The organism is Spirosoma endbachense (assembly GCF_010233585.1).
GTDB lineage: Bacteria > Bacteroidota > Bacteroidia > Cytophagales > Spirosomataceae > Spirosoma > Spirosoma endbachense.
This window is the reverse complement of sequence record NZ_CP045997.1, coordinates 363,556-380,852: the sequence shown is the minus strand read 5'-3', so window position 1 is coordinate 380,852 and position 17,297 is coordinate 363,556. Positions and strand designations below refer to the sequence as shown.

Sequence of the window (17,297 nt, the reverse complement as noted above, 5' to 3'; positions counted from 1 at the left end):
ATTAATGAGGTTATCTTCTACTAGCTCATACCTTCTAAATTAATCCTTTAGCGGGGTAGAACAGCTTTCGTTTAGTGCATGAACGATCACTCCGTTCAAATGTCCAGACTCGTCATACTCGGCCTGGTAAACAAATTTTTTGGAACAAAATAGTTTTCCGCCGATCGATTTTACCTGAACAGGTTTACCATCGACGACAATACGAATTGGGTATTTTCTGGGTGCTGGCATGGAATCACTTCTTTATGTCAATTATACATAAAGAAACTAACGGGCATATTTTTCAAATCGTGTCCAATAGTTAGGATAATCGTTGTGTAGTCCTAGCATTCCCTGTTATCGATCAATTGTGGTGTAGATATGCCAATTTGATGAGACAGATTGTACGGCTGATTAAGACAGACTCAGGCTAACTATTGCTCGAATAGCCGTTTTTATTATAAACTCTGGATATCTATTTTATCGATTAGAATCTAGTAGTGGCAGGTAAATCTGTAAGCGTCATTCCTTCACAGCTCCCCTTTTCCAGAAACGCTGAGCCTATAAACTTGTCATTAACAGCACGGAGCACAGGACTATATACCTTATATGGGTCTAAAGCCAACAACAGGTCGACATTCACCTGGATAAAGTTGATTGAACCAGCCTCTGGAGTAGTTGGCGACTACAAAAAATAAAGGGCAAGCTAACGATGTAGCCTGCCCTTTGCCATTATTCTTCTTTTAGACTAAAAAAAACAGAATCGGTCACACGAAGGTGTCAAGTTTTTTTAAATTTTAAAATTATTCAGCCGAGATACTCTCTAAGTCTCTGATTTTACATAGTGTGCGGTGGTCTTTTACCATTGACTTCCGTGCCGGCAATTCTATTTTCATGAATAGAGGCTTTAGGTAACAACAATTCTTAGATACCATAATCTGGCCATTGTCAGCTATGGAATGTCTTCTGCTTTCAGTTGCCAGTGAAGCCTGTCGACCCAACAAACCCGAACTTGCTGACATCCTTTTATGAGTTTATGCTGTCATAGCCATTACAGGGCAACTACTGAACACCAACAGGTAAAGTTACTGAAGCTCTACTAACTTGACGTACACCAAAAAGCCCAACCTGCATGCAGGCTGGGCTTTTTGGTGCAACAGTATTTTGTACTTTTCCTTTTCAAATTTTTCAGGCTGTTTCTCAAAGCAGGCTGTAAATCAGAGCCAGGTAATTTATTTAGGGGCAATTGAAATCTTTAGTTTCTATAGCATACGTTGATTGATCAGCCGATTTAATTTATCTCTGGTACGCTTGAGTCGCATCTTGATCGCACTTTCATTGAGGTTAAGTTGCCGGCCAATCTGGCTGACGGATAGCCCTTGCTCATACTTAAGTCGCAACAGGGTTACCTCTTCAACTGGCAAATTTTCCATCAATCGCTCGAGCGCCTGTAATTGAAGTTCATCGGAAACGGCTGGTTCTTCAACTAATTCCACCCCTTCAGGAAGCCCCTGCAGATTCATCCGTTTACTGATTCGAATTTGGTCCAGACAGTAATTATGAGCTATCGAGTACAGCCAGGTCGATGGAGCAGACTGTTGTTTAAAGGTATCTAATTTACTAAAAACCTTGATAAAGATTTCCTGGGTAAAATCCTGGGCGTCTTCACTATCTTTTGTCATCGACAGGCATTTCCGATAAACCTGATCAGCGTATTGCGTATAGAGTGTTTCAAAATCGTCCTTTGCCCATGCAGATTGCTCTCGCTTACGATTAGGTTTTTGGCCGTTCAACGATTTATGCATATGGGAATAGACAGTTTTGTTTTGGAATTATATAGTAACAAAATTAGATTTAAAATTATAAATTACTGATTAAGATAAATTTAATATAGCAGTGGTACGTTGTTTACAAAATTCAAAAAATATATCTTTAATAAAATATCTATTTACAATAATTCCATTTTTTACAAAATAGATAACCTTTTATTAAATAATTTTATAATTAGTGCAATTAAATTTCCATTTTCCTTATATAAAAAATTTATTATATGGTAGTTTGATCTTTTAGTTTAACAATAGATGGGAGTAAATGTAATCATCTACAGGGTCAGATCTCTTACACTTTCGGTAGCCGGCCATACGAGGCTATCACAGCTCGACCGGTTTAGACTTGCTCGTTGTCTTAAAACGAGACACTGAAAAATGCGGGATAAATACTTGCATAACGACCAGATTGGGTATTTCCCGGATCAAACCCATGAAAATAATAGTCCCTACTATTTCATCAACTAACATCCTAATGCCTTTATACCAGTAGCGATTTTTCAAATCAGCGATAGAACGAAGGCCAGATTTACCAGTTGATCATGCGTTATTTTTTATAGCACAACGGTATCTGAGGTCAGGATTACCCTGATCTACAGGAGTTAATTTTTGTTTACATTTTTACAATTTCATTAATTAATGTTTTATTGCATTAGGATTAAGTATTATTAGGTAGTAGATGCATAAGACACCAAACAGCCCGGACACTACTAGGCCCGGGCTGTTTTATTAAATTTCGGGTTAAGTATCTCCTGATTAGTTGAAAGCCGAACCATAGAGTGTCGATAAACCTGTGTCTTCGAATATCCTGCTACCAGGCCGCTCACAGTCTGGCAATCCAGATTACATATAGGTAGGTAATTGGACGGTTTCAAACCAATAAATGCACAATGCCCTAACCGATCTTTCCAGACTAGGTTGATCGTCTGACTTCAGGATTACCGAACTGGCTCCGGCCTGATAGCATTGAACCACCTGGCTGGCATCCAGCGAACCCGACCAAATCACAATGGGGATTCGATATAAATTAAGATTCTGCTTGAGTGTCGCTACTAGTTCTAATCCCGTAAGAAGCGGCATATGAAAGTCCAGCAAGATCAGATCAGGCAAAGCCGACACGGAGGAAAGCAGCTCGGACAGTTCAGTGCTACTACTCAGATGTCGAAGCACAAGTTGATTGGAGTACGCTTTAAATGCCTGTTTCAACAGGTAAAAGTCATCGTCATCGTCATCAATTAAAACGACTTCAAGTTGCCGATTCGTTTGAAGAGCCATAGCGCTGAGTAATAATGCTACACGAAGTTAGCCATCGAAAACGGCTAAAAATCAGAAAGTTACTGTATGGGATGTGAGCCGATAAGCCAACTAAGTCAACTTCCACTCCTGCACTAACTGGTTGAATAATTTCAGGGTTAATTCCATCGTCGGGGGTTTTGTCAGAAATCCATTGGCCCCCAGTTGTTTGGCCCGCTCCCGATCGCAATAATCCGACGAGGTCGTCAGCACAATGACAGGTATCTTCTGGAAAGCAGGCTCTGCCCGTAGCTGCTGTAACGCTTCAAATCCATTCACCCGAGGCATGTTCAAATCCAGGATAATCAGACTTGGCAACGAATCATGTTGAATCAGGGCGGGCAGCAATTCTTCACCATCATTGAATAGCTTGATGGAAACGGGTGGAATAAGCTGCTTAAAAGCAATTTCAAACAAATACTTGTCATCCTCATCATCATCAACGATCCAGACGACAGGGGGGACGGAAGAAGGCATAGTTGGGTGGGAACGATGATTATACAGCAAAAGGGAATCCGGGTAAACATACTCATTTATGAGTTGTCTATCCATTAAGCTTGGCTTAAAATATTCGAATTTTGGACTTATAAGGGTAAATAAACATGAAAGGTAGCTCCCTGGCCTGGTTGGCTGTTAGCAGTAATAGCTCCCCCATGATTGGCAACGACTTTCTCACAAATGGCCAGACCAATGCCCGTACCCATATACTCCTTCTTGCCATAGAGCCGCTGAAAAACCTGAAAGATGCGATCCAGGTACTTCTCATCAAAGCCAACCCCATTATCTACCACATCGATTCGGTAATACGCATTGGAAGACCGCGCTGGGTGTACAGACGCGGGTAATTCGGTTACCGCTACGAGCCGGGATAAAATCTGAATTCGTGGTGGGATATTCGGTTGACGGTACTTGAGCGCATTAGAGAGTAAATTCTGAAATAGCTGGTCGAGTTGTAAAGGGTCTCCCTCAATAGTCGGTAAGGCCTCTACCATTATATCTGCCTTCGTTTCGATAATAACTAACTCCAGGGTCGTCAAGGCCCGATCAACTATTTCCTGAAGGTTGGTTGGACGACTTCTGTCCCGTTGGGTAGATACCCGAGAATAATCAAGCAGATCCCGAATCAATGACGACATACGGTTAGCCGCTGACTGCATTCGCTCTAAAAAATACAGCTCCTCCTCCGATGTGCCGGTATATTTTGTCCGTAAGAGATCACCAAATTGTTGAATCTTGCGCAGGGGCTCCTGTAGATCATGCGAAGCTACGTAGGCAAACTTTTGCAGGTCATCATTGGAACGGTTTAGGAGCTGATTGGATTCTGTTAATTCTTCATTAATAGCCGCATATTCTTCATTGGCGGCTTCCAGTTCATGGGTACGCTCCTGTACCAAATGCTCTAACTCACCCGATAAGGCTCGGTAACGGGCTTCACTTTCCTCAACGGCAAGACGAGCTAGTTCTGCCGCCTTTCGGGCTTGAATGAGTTCCGCTTCATACGCATGTCGATGCCCTACAGACAGGTAGGCACAACAAATTAACCCATCGCTAGACTGACGTACTGCATTGAGTAAGATTGGGATGCGCTCACCCGTCCGGGTCAACAGCGTCAACGCCACTTCCTCCACATGGTTATGAAGGTTAATGAGGGGATAAAAATGAGTCTGGTAAAAAAGCCGACCAGCTACCGTGAGTATCTGACTAATGGATTGGCCGACCAACTCGTCGGGCTCATACCCTAGTTGTTGTCCGGCTGTTGCATTGATCTTCCTGATCAGTCCCACTTCATTGATTAGTACGACCCCACAGGGTAACTGGTTTACCAAATCATCCATCATCAAACAGTGCAGAAAGATTAAGCCTGTTTATTATCGAACAGATATGCTTGCATTAGGGCAATTGTTTCCTCGGGAGCGCTCATATGGGGACAATGTCCGCTTGCCTTCATATACTGTAGACTACTAAAGGGAAGATGCTGGTGGGTATATTCGCCTACCACCTGAGGAGCAATGATATCATCACTACTCTGTAAAATTAAAGTAGGCACTGTCAGTTTAGGCAAATCCTGGCGGTTATCAGACAGGAAAGTAACGCGGGCAAATTGTTGCATCACCAGTGGATCGGTGGAACAAAAGCTTTGGGTTAACTCCTCCCCTAAGGCCGGATGATCTGCATTGCCCATAATGGCGGGGGCTAGGGTATTCGCCCAACGGACAAAATTCTGATCCATCAAGGCTAATAGCTCATCCACATCGGGCCGCTCAAAACCACCAACATAGTCTGGAATCTCGTTGAGATAGCGGGGAGAGGGACCGATCATGATGAGTCGGTCAAAGTACTGAGGTTGTTGGATAGCTGCCAGTAGGCCGATCATTGAGCTAACCGAATGCCCGACAAACACAACCTTGGTTAACTCGAGAGCCTGGCAAATATCAAGCACATCCTGAGCATAGCCGTTCAGCTCATTATACCGGATTGAATCATAGGCGGCTATATCTGACTGGCCAGACCCCACAAAATCGAAAAGAATCAATCGATAGTCGGGCTCAAAGGCAGGCGCAATGTGACGCCACATATTCTGATCGCAACCGAATCCATGAGCCAACAACATGGGTTGAGTTCCCAGACCCTTGATTTTAACGTTATTGCGTTTAAGGATATCGGAGGTCATTAATCAGCTTGTTGAGTTTAAAACAAATATAGACTATTTATAATTGGATAAGACTGATCGATACACAAGCCCATTGACAATCAAACATTCTATGTTAATACTAATTTTGTAAAAATTGTCTGACTATTATGGAGCGAGGCTTTAAAAATAATAACGAACATTCTGATATCAATTGGTAATTGTCACGTCTAGCTTTAACAGTGCTTTTCACTATCTATTAGCATTGCTAGAACGCCAACAGTCATATTTTAGCAGGGCCGAACTCGTGGTGATAAAGTTACAGAGCCGGTACGGTGTGTTATTTTCATTAATCGGAGCCGGATGCATAGTAATACTTCTTAATCTTTTTGTTAAGCTCAGATCGGTATACATACCAAAAGGCTGTTACTGAGCAAGTAACAGCCTTTTATGTTGATTCGGCAGAGAGGAAGGGATTCGAACCCTCGATACGGTTGCCCGCATACACACTTTCCAGGCGTGCTCCTTCAACCACTCGGACACCTCTCTAGGGTTTTAAATAAGTCGGTCTGAGGCCGATAAGTAGAAAAAATAGAACTACTTGTTCTGTTCCTTCTTCAACAATCCGCTTTAACCGGCCACAAAAGTACTAATTTTTCGTAAACCTCCGCCTTTGCATTTATAAGATTGACAGGAAAACTGCAAATCGCCTGCCTTTGCCAAATACTTCTGGCGGGTGTCTACTCCCATAAGAGAAGATCAACCACACGGTCTACGTTATTGCGATTCAAGTCGTAAGCCATTTATCTTTTTCACTTGACAAGAACATAATATCACAAATTGTGTTACGTTAGCAGCAAATTTTTTCAAGTATCATGTGGTGGAAAAAAACAAAGACCTACTCTAAACAAATACTAAAAGACGCCAATCTGGACCCAGTTCCGTATGCAAAGGACCGGCTTCGATCCGAATTCGCCAAAACGCTTTTAGATCCTTTACCTGTTGAGCAGATCGATATCGGTGATTCCGTTGAGTTTAAAGTCGAGGCCATTCTCCTCTCTGTTTCTCAATGGCAGGATATCAAGGAACGGTTGTCTACACTGTCCGGATCAACCCAATCCATAAATCAGGATGCAATAGTTCAGCTTATTAACGATATTGAGAATAAGTAGACGGGGGTATTTAGTTCTATTATCCCCGCCCTATCCGGTAAGGTCGTATGGCGTACCATGTCCCTACATTAGTCGTCGACGATGATCCGGCCATTGCCGAAATTCTCCAGCGTGCCGCTAAAAGCAATTTCCCAGAAGCTTCATTTACGCCTGTTCGTACTATTGATGATGCTCTCTCTTACCTGGAAAATCTCGAAGGCAAAGACCCTAAACATATAGTGATGGATATAAATCTGGAAAGTGATGGTGAAGGGCTTGGCTTTTTATCGCCCCTTAGAAGCCATCCGCAGGGCCGTTTAGTGCCAACTATTATGCTCTCCGCGAGTGAATCGTCCCATCAAATTCGGGAAGCCTACGAACTGGGAGCGACTTCTTTTACCAGTAAACCGTATTGTTATACCGAATGGAAAGACTATCTGAGCCGGTTACGAATTTACTGGTACGAGACTGTCAGTTTACCAGGCATCTGGTTTGAAAAGATATTTGAGCCTTTGCCTAAAATTCGAACCACGTCTCCCGTTTACACCTGATCTACTCCGTGACTATCGACTAGCCGGTGCTGACTGAACCCGTTGGCTGTTTAGCAGAATACCTTCTATCCAGCCAACGGGTTTTTCTTTTTTGTAGTAACTTGCCGCCCGAAATCAAAACCAGCCTGTTTATTTCCGGTGCTTTTCCTTAATATTTTCATAACAATCTATAAATCAACCACCTACCCTCCTCCTCATCTTTATGTGGACGATTTACAGCAGGCATGTCTGACGGCAGCTTCTGGTCATGTTTCAGGCATTCATTAAATCACTTCTGCCCTAATGTACCGCAACGTCTGATTACCTTCCGTAAATCATAACTTATCCATTTGTTATGTCTCGCAATCTTAAAATTGGCTTATTTCTCACCGTTTCCATCCTGCTAACGACGTTTACTTTTTACTTCTGGCAGATCTTTAAAAGTCCAAACCTTCAGGTCAGGGACAACGATAAAACCTTTGCCCTACTCATTCCGAGAGGCTCTACCTTCGAGTCGGTGATGGATACGCTTAAAACGCACCAGGTCATTAATGATGAGCTGTCGTTTCGTTTCCTGGCTAAATTGATGAAGTACCCTGAGCGCGTAAAAGAAGGCCGGTACGAGATCAAACCGCGGATGGGCAACCGAGACGCTCTCACCAAACTTCGCAGTGGCAGTCAGGACGCTATGCCCGTTACGTTCAACTCCATGCGCATGAAGAGCGACCTGATCCAGCGATTAGGCAGCAAATTTGAATTTGGCCCCGATGCGCTTGGCAACCTGCTCAACGATCCGGCCACTTGTGAGAAATTTGGCTTTGATACGACGACCATCGTCTGTCTGTTTCTACCAAACACCTACGAATTTTTCTGGACGATCAAACCCGAGGCTTTTCTGGAGCGAATGGGTAGTGAATACAAAAAATTCTGGACACCCGAGCGTCAGGCTAAAGCTAAAGCACTGGGATTAAGCCAAACACAAACCCAGGTACTGGCGTCTATTGTAGCGGCCGAAACCAATAAACGGGATGAACAACCCCGTGTTGCCGGGGTTTACCTCAACCGTCTGAAGCAGGGTATCAAACTCGAAGCCGACCCAACTGTAATTTTTGCCTTACGCGATTTTAGCATTCGGCGATTGCTAAATCGTCAGCTGGCCGTTGATTCTCCTTACAACACCTATCGATATACAGGCTTGCCACCGGGACCAATTAATCTACCGGCTCCCGCTACTATTGACGCCGTACTGAATGCTGAGCAACACGATTACCTTTATTTTGTGGTTAATGCCAATTTCAACGGCTACCATACCTTCTCGAAAACGCTGGCCGAACATTTAGCCAACGCCCGTCTCTATCAGCAGGCGTTGACACGGATGAAAATTATGAAATAGAAAATTGGCGTAAATAAGGAATTAACCAATTGCCTTGTTTACGCCAATTTTCTTTACTAGCTGCCAAAGCTCTCACCATGTTTGTTCACGACGTTACAGGTATCCGTGTTCGGTATTATGATACAGACCAGATGGGTATCGTTTATTACGGCAATTATGCCCGTTTTTATGAGATTGGGCGTGTTGAAGCACTTCGCCATCTGGGTATGGAGTACAAAAATCTCGAAGCTCGAGGCATTGGAATGCCAGTCTATGACATGAGTTCCCGCTTTATTCGACCCGCTAAATACGACGACTTGCTCACGATTCGGGTTACCATTCCTCAACTTCCTACTACACGTATTCTGTTCCGATACGAAATCTTCAATCAAGACGGACAATTACTCAATACGGGTGAAACCACGCTCATTTTTCTTAAATCGTCTACCGGTCGTCCAGGCCCGGCTCCGGCCGATTTGGTAGACGCGGCTAAACCTTTTTTTGAGTAGCCGGTTAAAAAAACAGTCAATGAGTTACTAATGAGCACGTATGTCATTGCTTAGCGGCTTATTACTTTATCGACTTATGTATGATTGAAAAACTGTTGAGCTTCAAGGCGTTGCGTGGTACTCGCGTATGGCTCCGTGATCATAAGCCGTTCAACTCAAAGAGAAGCTGGTACGATTTTCTAAAAAAGATGGGCGATAAAATCACGGAGAACGATACCAGTGAGCGAGCGGCATCGGTATCGTACAGCCTTATTTTGTCAGTCTTCCCTACAGTCATTTTTCTGTTTACACTTATTCCTTACATTCCCGTTCCTAATCTTGAGGAGCAAATAATGGGGTTTCTGAAAGAAGTTTTACCTGGCGACACATTCAGTTCGGTTGAAACAACGATTCGTGATATCATCAGCCGCCCGCGAGGAGGGGTGCTTTCGTTTGGCTTCCTGCTGGCACTTTATTCAGCTACCAGTGGGGTCGTTGCCCTAATGAATGCCTTTAATTCATCCAACGAAACCCAGGACAGACGGGGATTTTTTCAGGTACGGGCCGTTGCCATTGGCTTAACGTTTATTTTGGCGGTTGCGCTGATTCTGGCTATTATCGTGCTTATTGTGGGGGGTGTCGTAAGCGACTACCTCTTGCATTTTGGTATTCTGAACAACCTCATTTTCATCAACCTGCTGGCTTTAGGGCGTTATCTGCTGGTTTTCGCGGTATTTGTGGCAGCGGTTTCGGTCATTTATCACTTTGGCCCTGACGTTCGGATGAAATGGGCCTTTGTTACACCCGGATCGGTTACCGCATCGGTCCTGATTGTGCTGACGACGCTCGGTTTTTCGTATTATGTTTCCAATTTTAGCTCGTATAATAAAGTCTATGGTTCCATCGGTACGCTGATTGCGCTGATGATCTGGATCAATCTGATTTCTCTATTGCTGATTATTGGTTTCGAGATGAACGTTGCGCTTTATGACCTCGAAGGTGAACGCAATCCCAGCGTTGCCGAAAAAACAACAAACGCCACCTAGAATACCTTAGATGGCGTTTGCAAACCCTAACCCATAAATGTAAGTACGGTCGTCTGACTCCAGTTGCTGTCGTCTTCTGAATCCGCTTTTTGATTTATGTCGAAAAACCGTGCCAATTCCATTATTTATTTAGCCTGGGCATATTCTTTTTTCCCGTTTACTCAAAAAACAGAAATTCGGTGACAAACCGTTTGTAGTATTGCTGTATAGTTTAGTACTGAATACATAGCTACTTTTATTTCTGCCGTTCTATTAACTGATCAGCCTGTATGATTTCTGTTACTGGCCAATCTAACCCACTTCCGATGAGTCCTTACCTCAATCGGATTAAGCCGTGGGTAAGTGTTATCTGCACCAGTTATAACCATGAAGCCTATATTGAACAAGCACTTCAATCTGTAGTTGACCAGAATTACCCGAATGTTGAACTGATTGTTATCGATAATGGCAGTACTGATCGTTCTGCCGAGCTGATTACCAATTTCGTAGAAACGAATCCAGCCGTACGGTTCCTCAAAAATCTTACCAATCTTGGCTTAAACCGTGCTTTTAATCAGGGACTTGCTTTAGCGGGTGGCCGATATGTGATCGATCTGGCTGCGGATGATGTACTCCTGCCGAACCGGATTGCTCAACAGGCCGACTTATTCGAGCAGTTGTCCGGGCCTTATGCCGTTGTCTTTTCGAACGCTGTTTATATTGACGAGCAAGGCAAAGAAATTGCCATTCACTACGCCGTGGATGCCGATGGCCGTGCTCGAACCAAAGTACCTTCAGGAGACGTATTTCAGCAGATTCTGGAGTCTTACTTTATCTGCACGCCAACCATGATGATGCGTCGCGATGTGCTGAATGAACTTGGAGGTTACGACGAAACGCTATCGTATGAGGATTTTGATTTCTGGGTGCGCTCATCCCGAATCTATCATTATGCCTATCTCGACGAAGTATTAACGCTAAAACGTCGGCTTCCTGATTCAATGCAGGCGCAGGTAGTGCTACCGGAGAACCAATTGCTTAGCTCATCATTGGCCGTATGTTATAAAGCCTTTGACCGTTGCACCACCCCCGCCGAATACCAGGCGCTTGCGGGTCGCATTCGAAAATTTATTCGAAAATCATTTTATACTGAGCAGTTTGAATTAGTGTCTCAATTCGGCCAGTTATTACAGTATATTGAGCAACCAGACCTGTTAACCAATCTGATTCTCAGCCTAAACCATTTTCATCCGCCCGTCAACAGCTTATACCGGCATTACCTCAAATGGAATCGGGCCCGCCAATCCCCCTACCCACAGGTGAAACTGGTTTAGCCTGTTTGCAGTTTACAGTTTTCAGTTAAGCATTAGCCCGAAAGCCCCATTTGCAAGCTGGACCAACTAAAAACTGTAAACCCGACTTCCCATGCCAGCTGAATTTATTAAACTATATCCCCAGAACCCCGACCCTCGACGTATTGATTATATCGTGAAAGCGTTACGCGATGGGGCCGTTATTATCTACCCAACCGATACAATTTATGGCATGGGTTGCGATATCCATAACGCCCGGTCCGTTGAACGAGTAGCCCGAATTAAAGGAATAAAGCCAGCAAAAAACGATTTTTCATTCATCTGCTACGACCTGAGCCATATTGCCGATTATGCCCGAGTGAGCAATCAGGCGTTTAAGCTGATGAAAAAATTGTTGCCCGGACCATTTACGTTCATTCTGGAAGCAAGCGGCAGCGTTCCAAAACTGCTCAATACGAACAAGAAAACAGTGGGTATTCGTGTTCCTGACAACAGCATTCCCCGCCAGATTGTCCATGAGCTGGGAAATCCTATTATTACAACATCGATCCGTGATGAAGATGAAGTCATTGAATATTCGACCGATCCGGAGTTAATCTTCGAGAAGTTCCAGCATCAGGTCGATATCGTAATCGATGGAGGCTACGGCGGCAATATTCCTTCCACAATCATTGACGCTACCGATGATGATTTTTCGATAATTCGACAGGGCTTAGGCGAATTAATGCTTTGAAAAGTTACAATAAGATTCTATACTTGCACCCTAGGCTAAGCGTTCATTCATGTGAAACATAGCCCTTTTTTCACGACTTATCCTTCTAACCTAGTTGATTAACATGCGTTTCCCCCTGGCCGCACTATCTCTGCTGGCTCTCAGTCAACTTACTGGCTGCACTTCCCAATCTCAACAGGAAAATACCGCTCAAACTGGCAAAATCACTGCTGAAGCATCAGCCGAGCCAGCTAACGCCAAGGTTGACTCGTCAGAAAAGCCCGCTGCTGAAGCCCGACCAATGGCGTCAAATCGTGCGGTATCCACGGGAGATTCTACACTCGATTCGCTCACATACGCACCAGAAGGAGCTATTCTTCCCCAAAAACGAATCTTCGCTTACTATGGTAATCCTCATTCCAAGAAAATGGGAATTCTGGGTAAATATCCTAAAGAGGAGATGCTGGAAAGGCTCGACCGGGAAATAAAAAACTGGGAAAAAGCAGATCCTGCCACACCGATTCAGCCTGCCCTTCATCTGGTGGCTATATCGGCTCAGGGAGCTCCCGGTAAAGATGGCGGCTACCGAATGCGCATGTCCGACAAAACGATCAAGAAAGTTTTGAAATGGGGCAATGAACACAAAGCGATTGTGTTTCTGGACATTCAGCGAGGTCATGCACCCCTTGGCCCAGAGATGGAATTCTTAGGAAAATACCTGAAACTGCCGTTTGTGCATCTTGGCATTGATCCCGAGTTCTCTATGGTGACGGGTGCTAAACCAGGCACTAAAATTGGTAGCTATGATGCCGCTGATGTCAACCAGGCGGTGCAGTTTCTGAGCCGTATGGTAAAAGAATATAAGCTGCCGCCAAAAGTGCTGGTCGTTCACCGTTTTACGCAGGGCATGATCAAGAACTACAAAAACATTAAGCTTGATCCAAATGTACAGATCGTGATGGATATGGACGGTTGGGGCCCGCCGGTACTAAAGAAAGATTCGTATCACGATTACATTCAGAAAGAACCGGTTCAGTATACTGGCTTCAAGCTGTTTTACGATAATGATTTCCGTAAGCCTGGCTCACGTATCATGACCCCCGAAGAGGTACTGGCATTGACTCCCAAGCCCATGTACATTCAGTATCAATAAAGAAATAGCATAAACCTGAAAATCCCGGTTGCTTAGCGCTTCCGGGATTTTTTTTGATTCGTTTGTCAGCCACAGGCAGAAAATCTGACCCGCTTAAACAGTCTTAAAGCATACCATTTTCGTGCGGCATGCTGGCCGGTATAGTCTGGCTTACCGACCATTGCTCGACGATCTTTCCTCCAGTCAAACGGAATATATCATAGAACACAGTCGGCTTCCCTGCCAGTTGGCCCTCTGCCTGAACAACCACAAAATTGCCTTCGCCAATAATCCGATGTACCTTTTTAACGGAAAATTTGCTGGATTCCCCACTAAAATACGCTTGCAAACCGGTGGCTCCATTCGCTATTTCGGGATTGTGCTGAATAAGATCTACCACTACAAAGTCGGTAAGCCGATCGGATTGTCGCTGAATCAAAACTCGTTGGTAATAATCCGCAACAACTGCTTTGTTGGTTTCCGTTGGCTCGGTCGGATCAGCCTCCACGGCTCCATCCAACATAGCATTTCCATTGCGGGTGGATTCGGGCTGATCCTGAACCGCATCCCAATGCTCAATAACCTGCCCATTTTCAAATCGGAACAGATCAACTACCACTTTCTGCGAGCCACCCCACCCAAAACTCATGTTCGTTACAACAAAATCACCTTCCGCCAGTAATCGCATAAATGGTTTTGAGGTTGATACGGGTTTGGGCATTTTTCCGAACGATTCCAGGGATTCAATGAGGCCCGCTTTACCCGGTTTACCCATTGCACTATGCTGAATATACCCATCTGCCACGATTTCCCTGGCAAAATCGATGTCGCCCTGCCCTAAGGCTCGTCTGTAGAAATCGCGGATTAGTGTTTTGTTTACGCTATGTTGGTCCATCGCTGATTCACGTTTGGTCTTGAACTGAAAATTGGAACTTGAGCACGACACTGACAGGCACGCGATTAGACATACCGTGCCAGGAATGAAATGATTGAATTTCATTGGCATCAGAAAGTAAAAAATGAGAAATAGGAAGAATGGCAGGAGAAGCTATCCCTGTCTGGTAAGGTCGCAGCAAACAGCCTACCCTGATTGTTGACGCCTTGTTTAGTATTGAGCTACGGGCGAATCACCGTATAGCAAGACCAGACTAGCGCAACTAGCTTCGTTCAATAAGCTGAACGGGTAGGTGCCTTTAAGAAGGGCTGCGGTATGTGGCAAATGTGATTTTCAGTACGGCAAATGTAGGGTAAATTTCTAAAAAACATAGGGGCTGATTGAAGACGAATTCATTTTTGCTGGCCCCAAAGTCCAGAGAGAAGTCATTAGAACTCGCCTTCTGCGCCTTCTTTTACTTTCTTCTTCGCCTGACGTAACCGATAGCTGAGGGTTAGATTAAACTGGCGAAGCCGAAATTGGGAACTGCTTTCGGCGTAAAAATTAGGCCCTTCTGTAATTGACCGAAAGCGACGGGAATTGAAAACATCAAGTACATTGAGGGTCAATGTGCCGTTATTATTGAACAGATCCTTACTTACCGATAAATCGAGCGTAGCCAGCGCTTTCCGTCGTCCCTGAGGTGTTTGCTGAGGAGCTTCGTAATTTCCCCGCAACTGAATATCTGTGGATTTCCAGACGGTAAAACGGGAAATCATCCGGGTAAACCAGCTATAGGTATCACTTTGATAATTAACATCGAGGTTACTCCCATTGGTTACGGCCCGAAAAAAGTTGAAACTACCATCGAGTTTCCACCAGGTAAACGGGGAATACGATCCGGCAAATTCTGCCCCATAAGAATGTTCACCAGCAAGGTTTTCGGGCCGGGTCGTTGAAAAACCCTGGTCATTAACCCGCCGAATCGACAGAATTTTATTGTCGGTGTGCCGGTAATATACGGATGAACTGATGGAGCCTTTGTTGAAATATTTGATGTGGCCAATCTCGAACGCATTCGTGAATTCAGGATTCAGGTTTGGATTACCGCTCCAGAAGTTCCGATTGTCGCTAAATGTCATAAACGGACTTAGGTCGTTATACTGCGGTCGGCGAATTCGACGGCTATAGCTAAGTTGAAGCGCATGCTGGCGGGGCAGATCGTAGGTGACATGCACACTGGGAAACAGGTTCGCATAATGACGAGGATTGACATCGTTGGTTTGCCGAAGTGTTGTGGTTACATCGGTCATTTCGGCGCGCAACCCCGCCTGATAGGACAGTTTACGCGCTTTGTTTCCAATTATGGCATAGGCCGCATTGATTCGCTCTTCGTACAGAAAGTCGTTGGTCAGGCCCGGCAATGGCGTCCAGCTCCCGTTGTCGGCCCGTTGGGTAACCGAATAATCGTTGGTCATATCGCGGGAACTGCTGCGCAATCCAGCCTCTATCTTCCCATTCTTGCTGAAGGGTCGGATATAATCAATCTGAACCAAAAACTGTTTTTCTGTTTCATCATTAAGTGATCGCTGCAAGGTTGCTGGTGCACTCGCTGTTATTCCATCTGCCTGAAACGTCTGCTGGTTAAAATACTGATCAGAACTCTCCCAATTGTCGAGGTATCGGACATCGGCAGTCAGTTCGTGACCTTCACGGGCAAATGTTCGCTTATAGGTTAGCGCATACTCCGAGTTTGGTTCAGTTTCGGTTTCATCCTGCGTGCGATTGGTTGTACTTCGGAGATTATTGGTCGTAAACTGATAATCCCGATAAACAATATCAGCAAATCGTTTTCCCTTACTCAGGCGCCACGTATACGAAGCAGTCAGGACATTTTTAGGATTGAAGAAATAATCGAGACCAGCACGGGCGTTATTATTTAATCCTTTCAGGCGATTGGTCGAATTCTGTTGGGTGATGAAGGTCGTATCATTGCGGTATAATTCCTGATACAAAGAACTGCGGCCGGGCGTATTTCGGTACGAGGCAGTATAATTGACAAAGAAATTGAGGTTTTTCCGGCGGTAGTTTACGTTGGCAGCTACTCCAAAATTACTCGGGTAGCCCGTTATCAGATCGAACGAACCGTTGATTCCTTCTTTATGCTCTTTCTTTAAAACAATGTTAATGATACCTCCCATCCCTTCTGCCTCGTAGCGGGCGGAGGGATTCGTGATCACTTCAACGCGTTCAATGCTACTGCCCTGTAACTGTTGTAAGCCGCTGCCACCTTTTAGACTTACCAGACCCGATGGCTTCCCATCGATCAGAATCCGGACGCTGTTACTCCCTCTAAGACTAACATTGCCTTCGGCATCGACCGCAACAGATGGTACATTGCTCAAAATATCAACGGCTGTTCCTCCGGCATTCGCCAGATCTTTACCGACGTTGAAAATGCGTTTATCCAGCGACAGTTCCATCTGGCTTCGTTCACCTTTTACAATGACCTCGTCCAATCGTTTGGTTGTGGCTTTAAGAATCAGCTTTCCTAAATCGATCGTTTTATCGACTACCTGAATGGCCGGAATCCGCCGGTCCTGATAGGAAACGACCGTAACTTTCAGCCAGAAAGAGCCGGGTTTACTACGCAGTTCAAATTTTCCGGCTTCATCAGATATTGAGCCTGTTACCATTGACGAATCCGATTTCTGGTGGAGGGTGACGGTTCCAAATGGAATGGGTTTGCTTTGCTCGTCAATCAGAACACCTTTTATCGTTACCTGATGATCCGTTTTATTTTGTGCTAACGTCAACAGCGGTAATAGAAATAGAATCAGTAAACTTGGTTTCATACGCATGAATAGCGACTTCCTTAATCGTTTAAACAAATGGGTAAATGCTGATGGCTTGAAGTAAATCCCAGAACAGTTGGTATAACTAATAGCTGAATTCGGGGAAAATATACTGTTT

15 protein-coding genes and 1 tRNA gene are annotated in these 17,297 nt (G+C 44.6%); 8 read left to right on the top strand and 8 right to left on the bottom strand.

Going from position 1 to position 17,297, the window contains the following annotated elements; all coding sequences use genetic code 11:
• Window positions 1-1,241: 1,241 nt before the first annotated feature.
• The 6 genes from GJR95_RS01440 to GJR95_RS01415 all read right to left on the bottom strand — a co-directional run bounded on the left by GJR95_RS01440 (window position 1,242) and on the right by GJR95_RS01415 (window position 6,276).
• Window positions 1,242-1,784 carry an RNA polymerase sigma factor gene (locus GJR95_RS01440; protein WP_162384189.1) on the bottom strand — a complete coding sequence of 181 codons (543 nt, stop codon included), beginning with the start codon at window positions 1,782-1,784 and terminating at the stop codon, window positions 1,242-1,244.
• An 864-nt stretch (window positions 1,785-2,648) separates the two neighbouring features.
• On the bottom strand, window positions 2,649-3,080 hold the full coding sequence (locus tag GJR95_RS01435) for a response regulator (RefSeq protein WP_162384188.1): 432 nt from the start codon (window positions 3,078-3,080) through the stop codon (window positions 2,649-2,651).
• Window positions 3,081-3,170: 90 nt separating this feature from the next.
• Window positions 3,171-3,575, bottom strand: a complete 405-nt coding sequence (locus GJR95_RS01430; protein ID WP_162384187.1) for a response regulator — start codon at window positions 3,573-3,575, stop codon at window positions 3,171-3,173.
• 107 nt (window positions 3,576-3,682) lie between these two features.
• Window positions 3,683-4,936, bottom strand: a complete 1,254-nt coding sequence (locus tag GJR95_RS01425) for an ATP-binding protein (RefSeq protein ID WP_317167042.1) — start codon at window positions 4,934-4,936, stop codon at window positions 3,683-3,685.
• A gap of 17 nt (window positions 4,937-4,953) precedes the next feature.
• Complete coding sequence (locus GJR95_RS01420) at window positions 4,954-5,769, bottom strand: alpha/beta fold hydrolase (protein WP_162384186.1); 816 nt, start codon at window positions 5,767-5,769, stop codon at window positions 4,954-4,956.
• A 420-nt stretch (window positions 5,770-6,189) separates the two neighbouring features.
• Window positions 6,190-6,276: transfer RNA gene (locus tag GJR95_RS01415), tRNA-Ser, on the bottom strand.
• Between the two features lie 326 nt (window positions 6,277-6,602).
• Here GJR95_RS01415 and GJR95_RS01410 point away from each other — a divergent pair.
• From GJR95_RS01410 to GJR95_RS01375, 8 genes are all read left to right on the top strand, one after another.
• Window positions 6,603-6,899: a hypothetical protein gene (locus GJR95_RS01410; protein ID WP_162384185.1), complete on the top strand. Its 297-nt coding sequence runs from the start codon at window positions 6,603-6,605 to the stop codon at window positions 6,897-6,899.
• Between the two features lie 47 nt (window positions 6,900-6,946).
• On the top strand, window positions 6,947-7,429 hold the full coding sequence (locus GJR95_RS01405) for a response regulator (protein ID WP_162384184.1): 483 nt from the start codon (window positions 6,947-6,949) through the stop codon (window positions 7,427-7,429).
• Between the two features lie 334 nt (window positions 7,430-7,763).
• A complete protein-coding gene (gene mltG, locus GJR95_RS01400; protein WP_162384183.1) occupies window positions 7,764-8,801 on the top strand; it encodes an endolytic transglycosylase MltG in 1,038 nt (345 codons plus the stop codon).
• A gap of 77 nt (window positions 8,802-8,878) precedes the next feature.
• On the top strand, window positions 8,879-9,289 hold the full coding sequence (locus tag GJR95_RS01395) for an acyl-CoA thioesterase (protein ID WP_162384182.1): 411 nt from the start codon (window positions 8,879-8,881) through the stop codon (window positions 9,287-9,289).
• An 80-nt stretch (window positions 9,290-9,369) separates the two neighbouring features.
• Window positions 9,370-10,314 (top strand): YihY/virulence factor BrkB family protein, encoded by a 945-nt coding sequence (locus GJR95_RS01390; protein ID WP_162384181.1) that lies wholly within the window; start codon window positions 9,370-9,372, stop codon window positions 10,312-10,314.
• A 269-nt stretch (window positions 10,315-10,583) separates the two neighbouring features.
• Window positions 10,584-11,627 (top strand): glycosyltransferase family 2 protein, encoded by a 1,044-nt coding sequence (locus tag GJR95_RS01385; RefSeq protein ID WP_232541046.1) that lies wholly within the window; start codon window positions 10,584-10,586, stop codon window positions 11,625-11,627.
• A gap of 91 nt (window positions 11,628-11,718) precedes the next feature.
• Complete coding sequence (locus GJR95_RS01380; RefSeq protein ID WP_162384180.1) at window positions 11,719-12,339, top strand: L-threonylcarbamoyladenylate synthase; 621 nt, start codon at window positions 11,719-11,721, stop codon at window positions 12,337-12,339.
• 103 nt (window positions 12,340-12,442) lie between these two features.
• Complete coding sequence (locus tag GJR95_RS01375) at window positions 12,443-13,471, top strand: hypothetical protein (protein WP_232541045.1); 1,029 nt, start codon at window positions 12,443-12,445, stop codon at window positions 13,469-13,471.
• Between the two features lie 103 nt (window positions 13,472-13,574).
• Here GJR95_RS01375 and GJR95_RS01370 read toward each other — a convergent pair whose 3' ends face one another.
• On the bottom strand, window positions 13,575-14,345 hold the full coding sequence (locus tag GJR95_RS01370) for a nuclear transport factor 2 family protein (RefSeq protein ID WP_162384179.1): 771 nt from the start codon (window positions 14,343-14,345) through the stop codon (window positions 13,575-13,577).
• A gap of 428 nt (window positions 14,346-14,773) precedes the next feature.
• Window positions 14,774-17,179: a TonB-dependent receptor domain-containing protein gene (locus GJR95_RS01365; protein ID WP_162384178.1), complete on the bottom strand. Its 2,406-nt coding sequence runs from the start codon at window positions 17,177-17,179 to the stop codon at window positions 14,774-14,776.
• Window positions 17,180-17,297 lie beyond the last annotated feature (118 nt).

Coding starts and splice junctions, on each gene's coding strand:
- GJR95_RS01440 (WP_162384189.1), bottom strand. CDS start 1,784: ATGCATAAATCGTTGAACGGCCAAAAACCTAATCGTAAGCGAGAGCAA.
- GJR95_RS01435 (WP_162384188.1), bottom strand. CDS start 3,080: ATGGCTCTTCAAACGAATCGGCAACTTGAAGTCGTTTTAATTGATGAC.
- GJR95_RS01430 (WP_162384187.1), bottom strand. CDS start 3,575: ATGCCTTCTTCCGTCCCCCCTGTCGTCTGGATCGTTGATGATGATGAG.
- GJR95_RS01425 (WP_317167042.1), bottom strand. CDS start 4,936: ATGATGGATGATTTGGTAAACCAGTTACCCTGTGGGGTCGTACTAATC.
- GJR95_RS01420 (WP_162384186.1), bottom strand. CDS start 5,769: ATGACCTCCGATATCCTTAAACGCAATAACGTTAAAATCAAGGGTCTG.
- GJR95_RS01410 (WP_162384185.1), top strand. CDS start 6,603: ATGTGGTGGAAAAAAACAAAGACCTACTCTAAACAAATACTAAAAGAC.
- GJR95_RS01405 (WP_162384184.1), top strand. CDS start 6,947: ATGGCGTACCATGTCCCTACATTAGTCGTCGACGATGATCCGGCCATT.
- mltG (WP_162384183.1), top strand. CDS start 7,764: ATGTCTCGCAATCTTAAAATTGGCTTATTTCTCACCGTTTCCATCCTG.
- GJR95_RS01395 (WP_162384182.1), top strand. CDS start 8,879: ATGTTTGTTCACGACGTTACAGGTATCCGTGTTCGGTATTATGATACA.
- GJR95_RS01390 (WP_162384181.1), top strand. CDS start 9,370: ATGATTGAAAAACTGTTGAGCTTCAAGGCGTTGCGTGGTACTCGCGTA.
- GJR95_RS01385 (WP_232541046.1), top strand. CDS start 10,584: ATGATTTCTGTTACTGGCCAATCTAACCCACTTCCGATGAGTCCTTAC.
- GJR95_RS01380 (WP_162384180.1), top strand. CDS start 11,719: ATGCCAGCTGAATTTATTAAACTATATCCCCAGAACCCCGACCCTCGA.
- GJR95_RS01375 (WP_232541045.1), top strand. CDS start 12,443: ATGCGTTTCCCCCTGGCCGCACTATCTCTGCTGGCTCTCAGTCAACTT.
- GJR95_RS01370 (WP_162384179.1), bottom strand. CDS start 14,345: ATGGACCAACATAGCGTAAACAAAACACTAATCCGCGATTTCTACAGA.
- GJR95_RS01365 (WP_162384178.1), bottom strand. CDS start 17,179: ATGAAACCAAGTTTACTGATTCTATTTCTATTACCGCTGTTGACGTTA.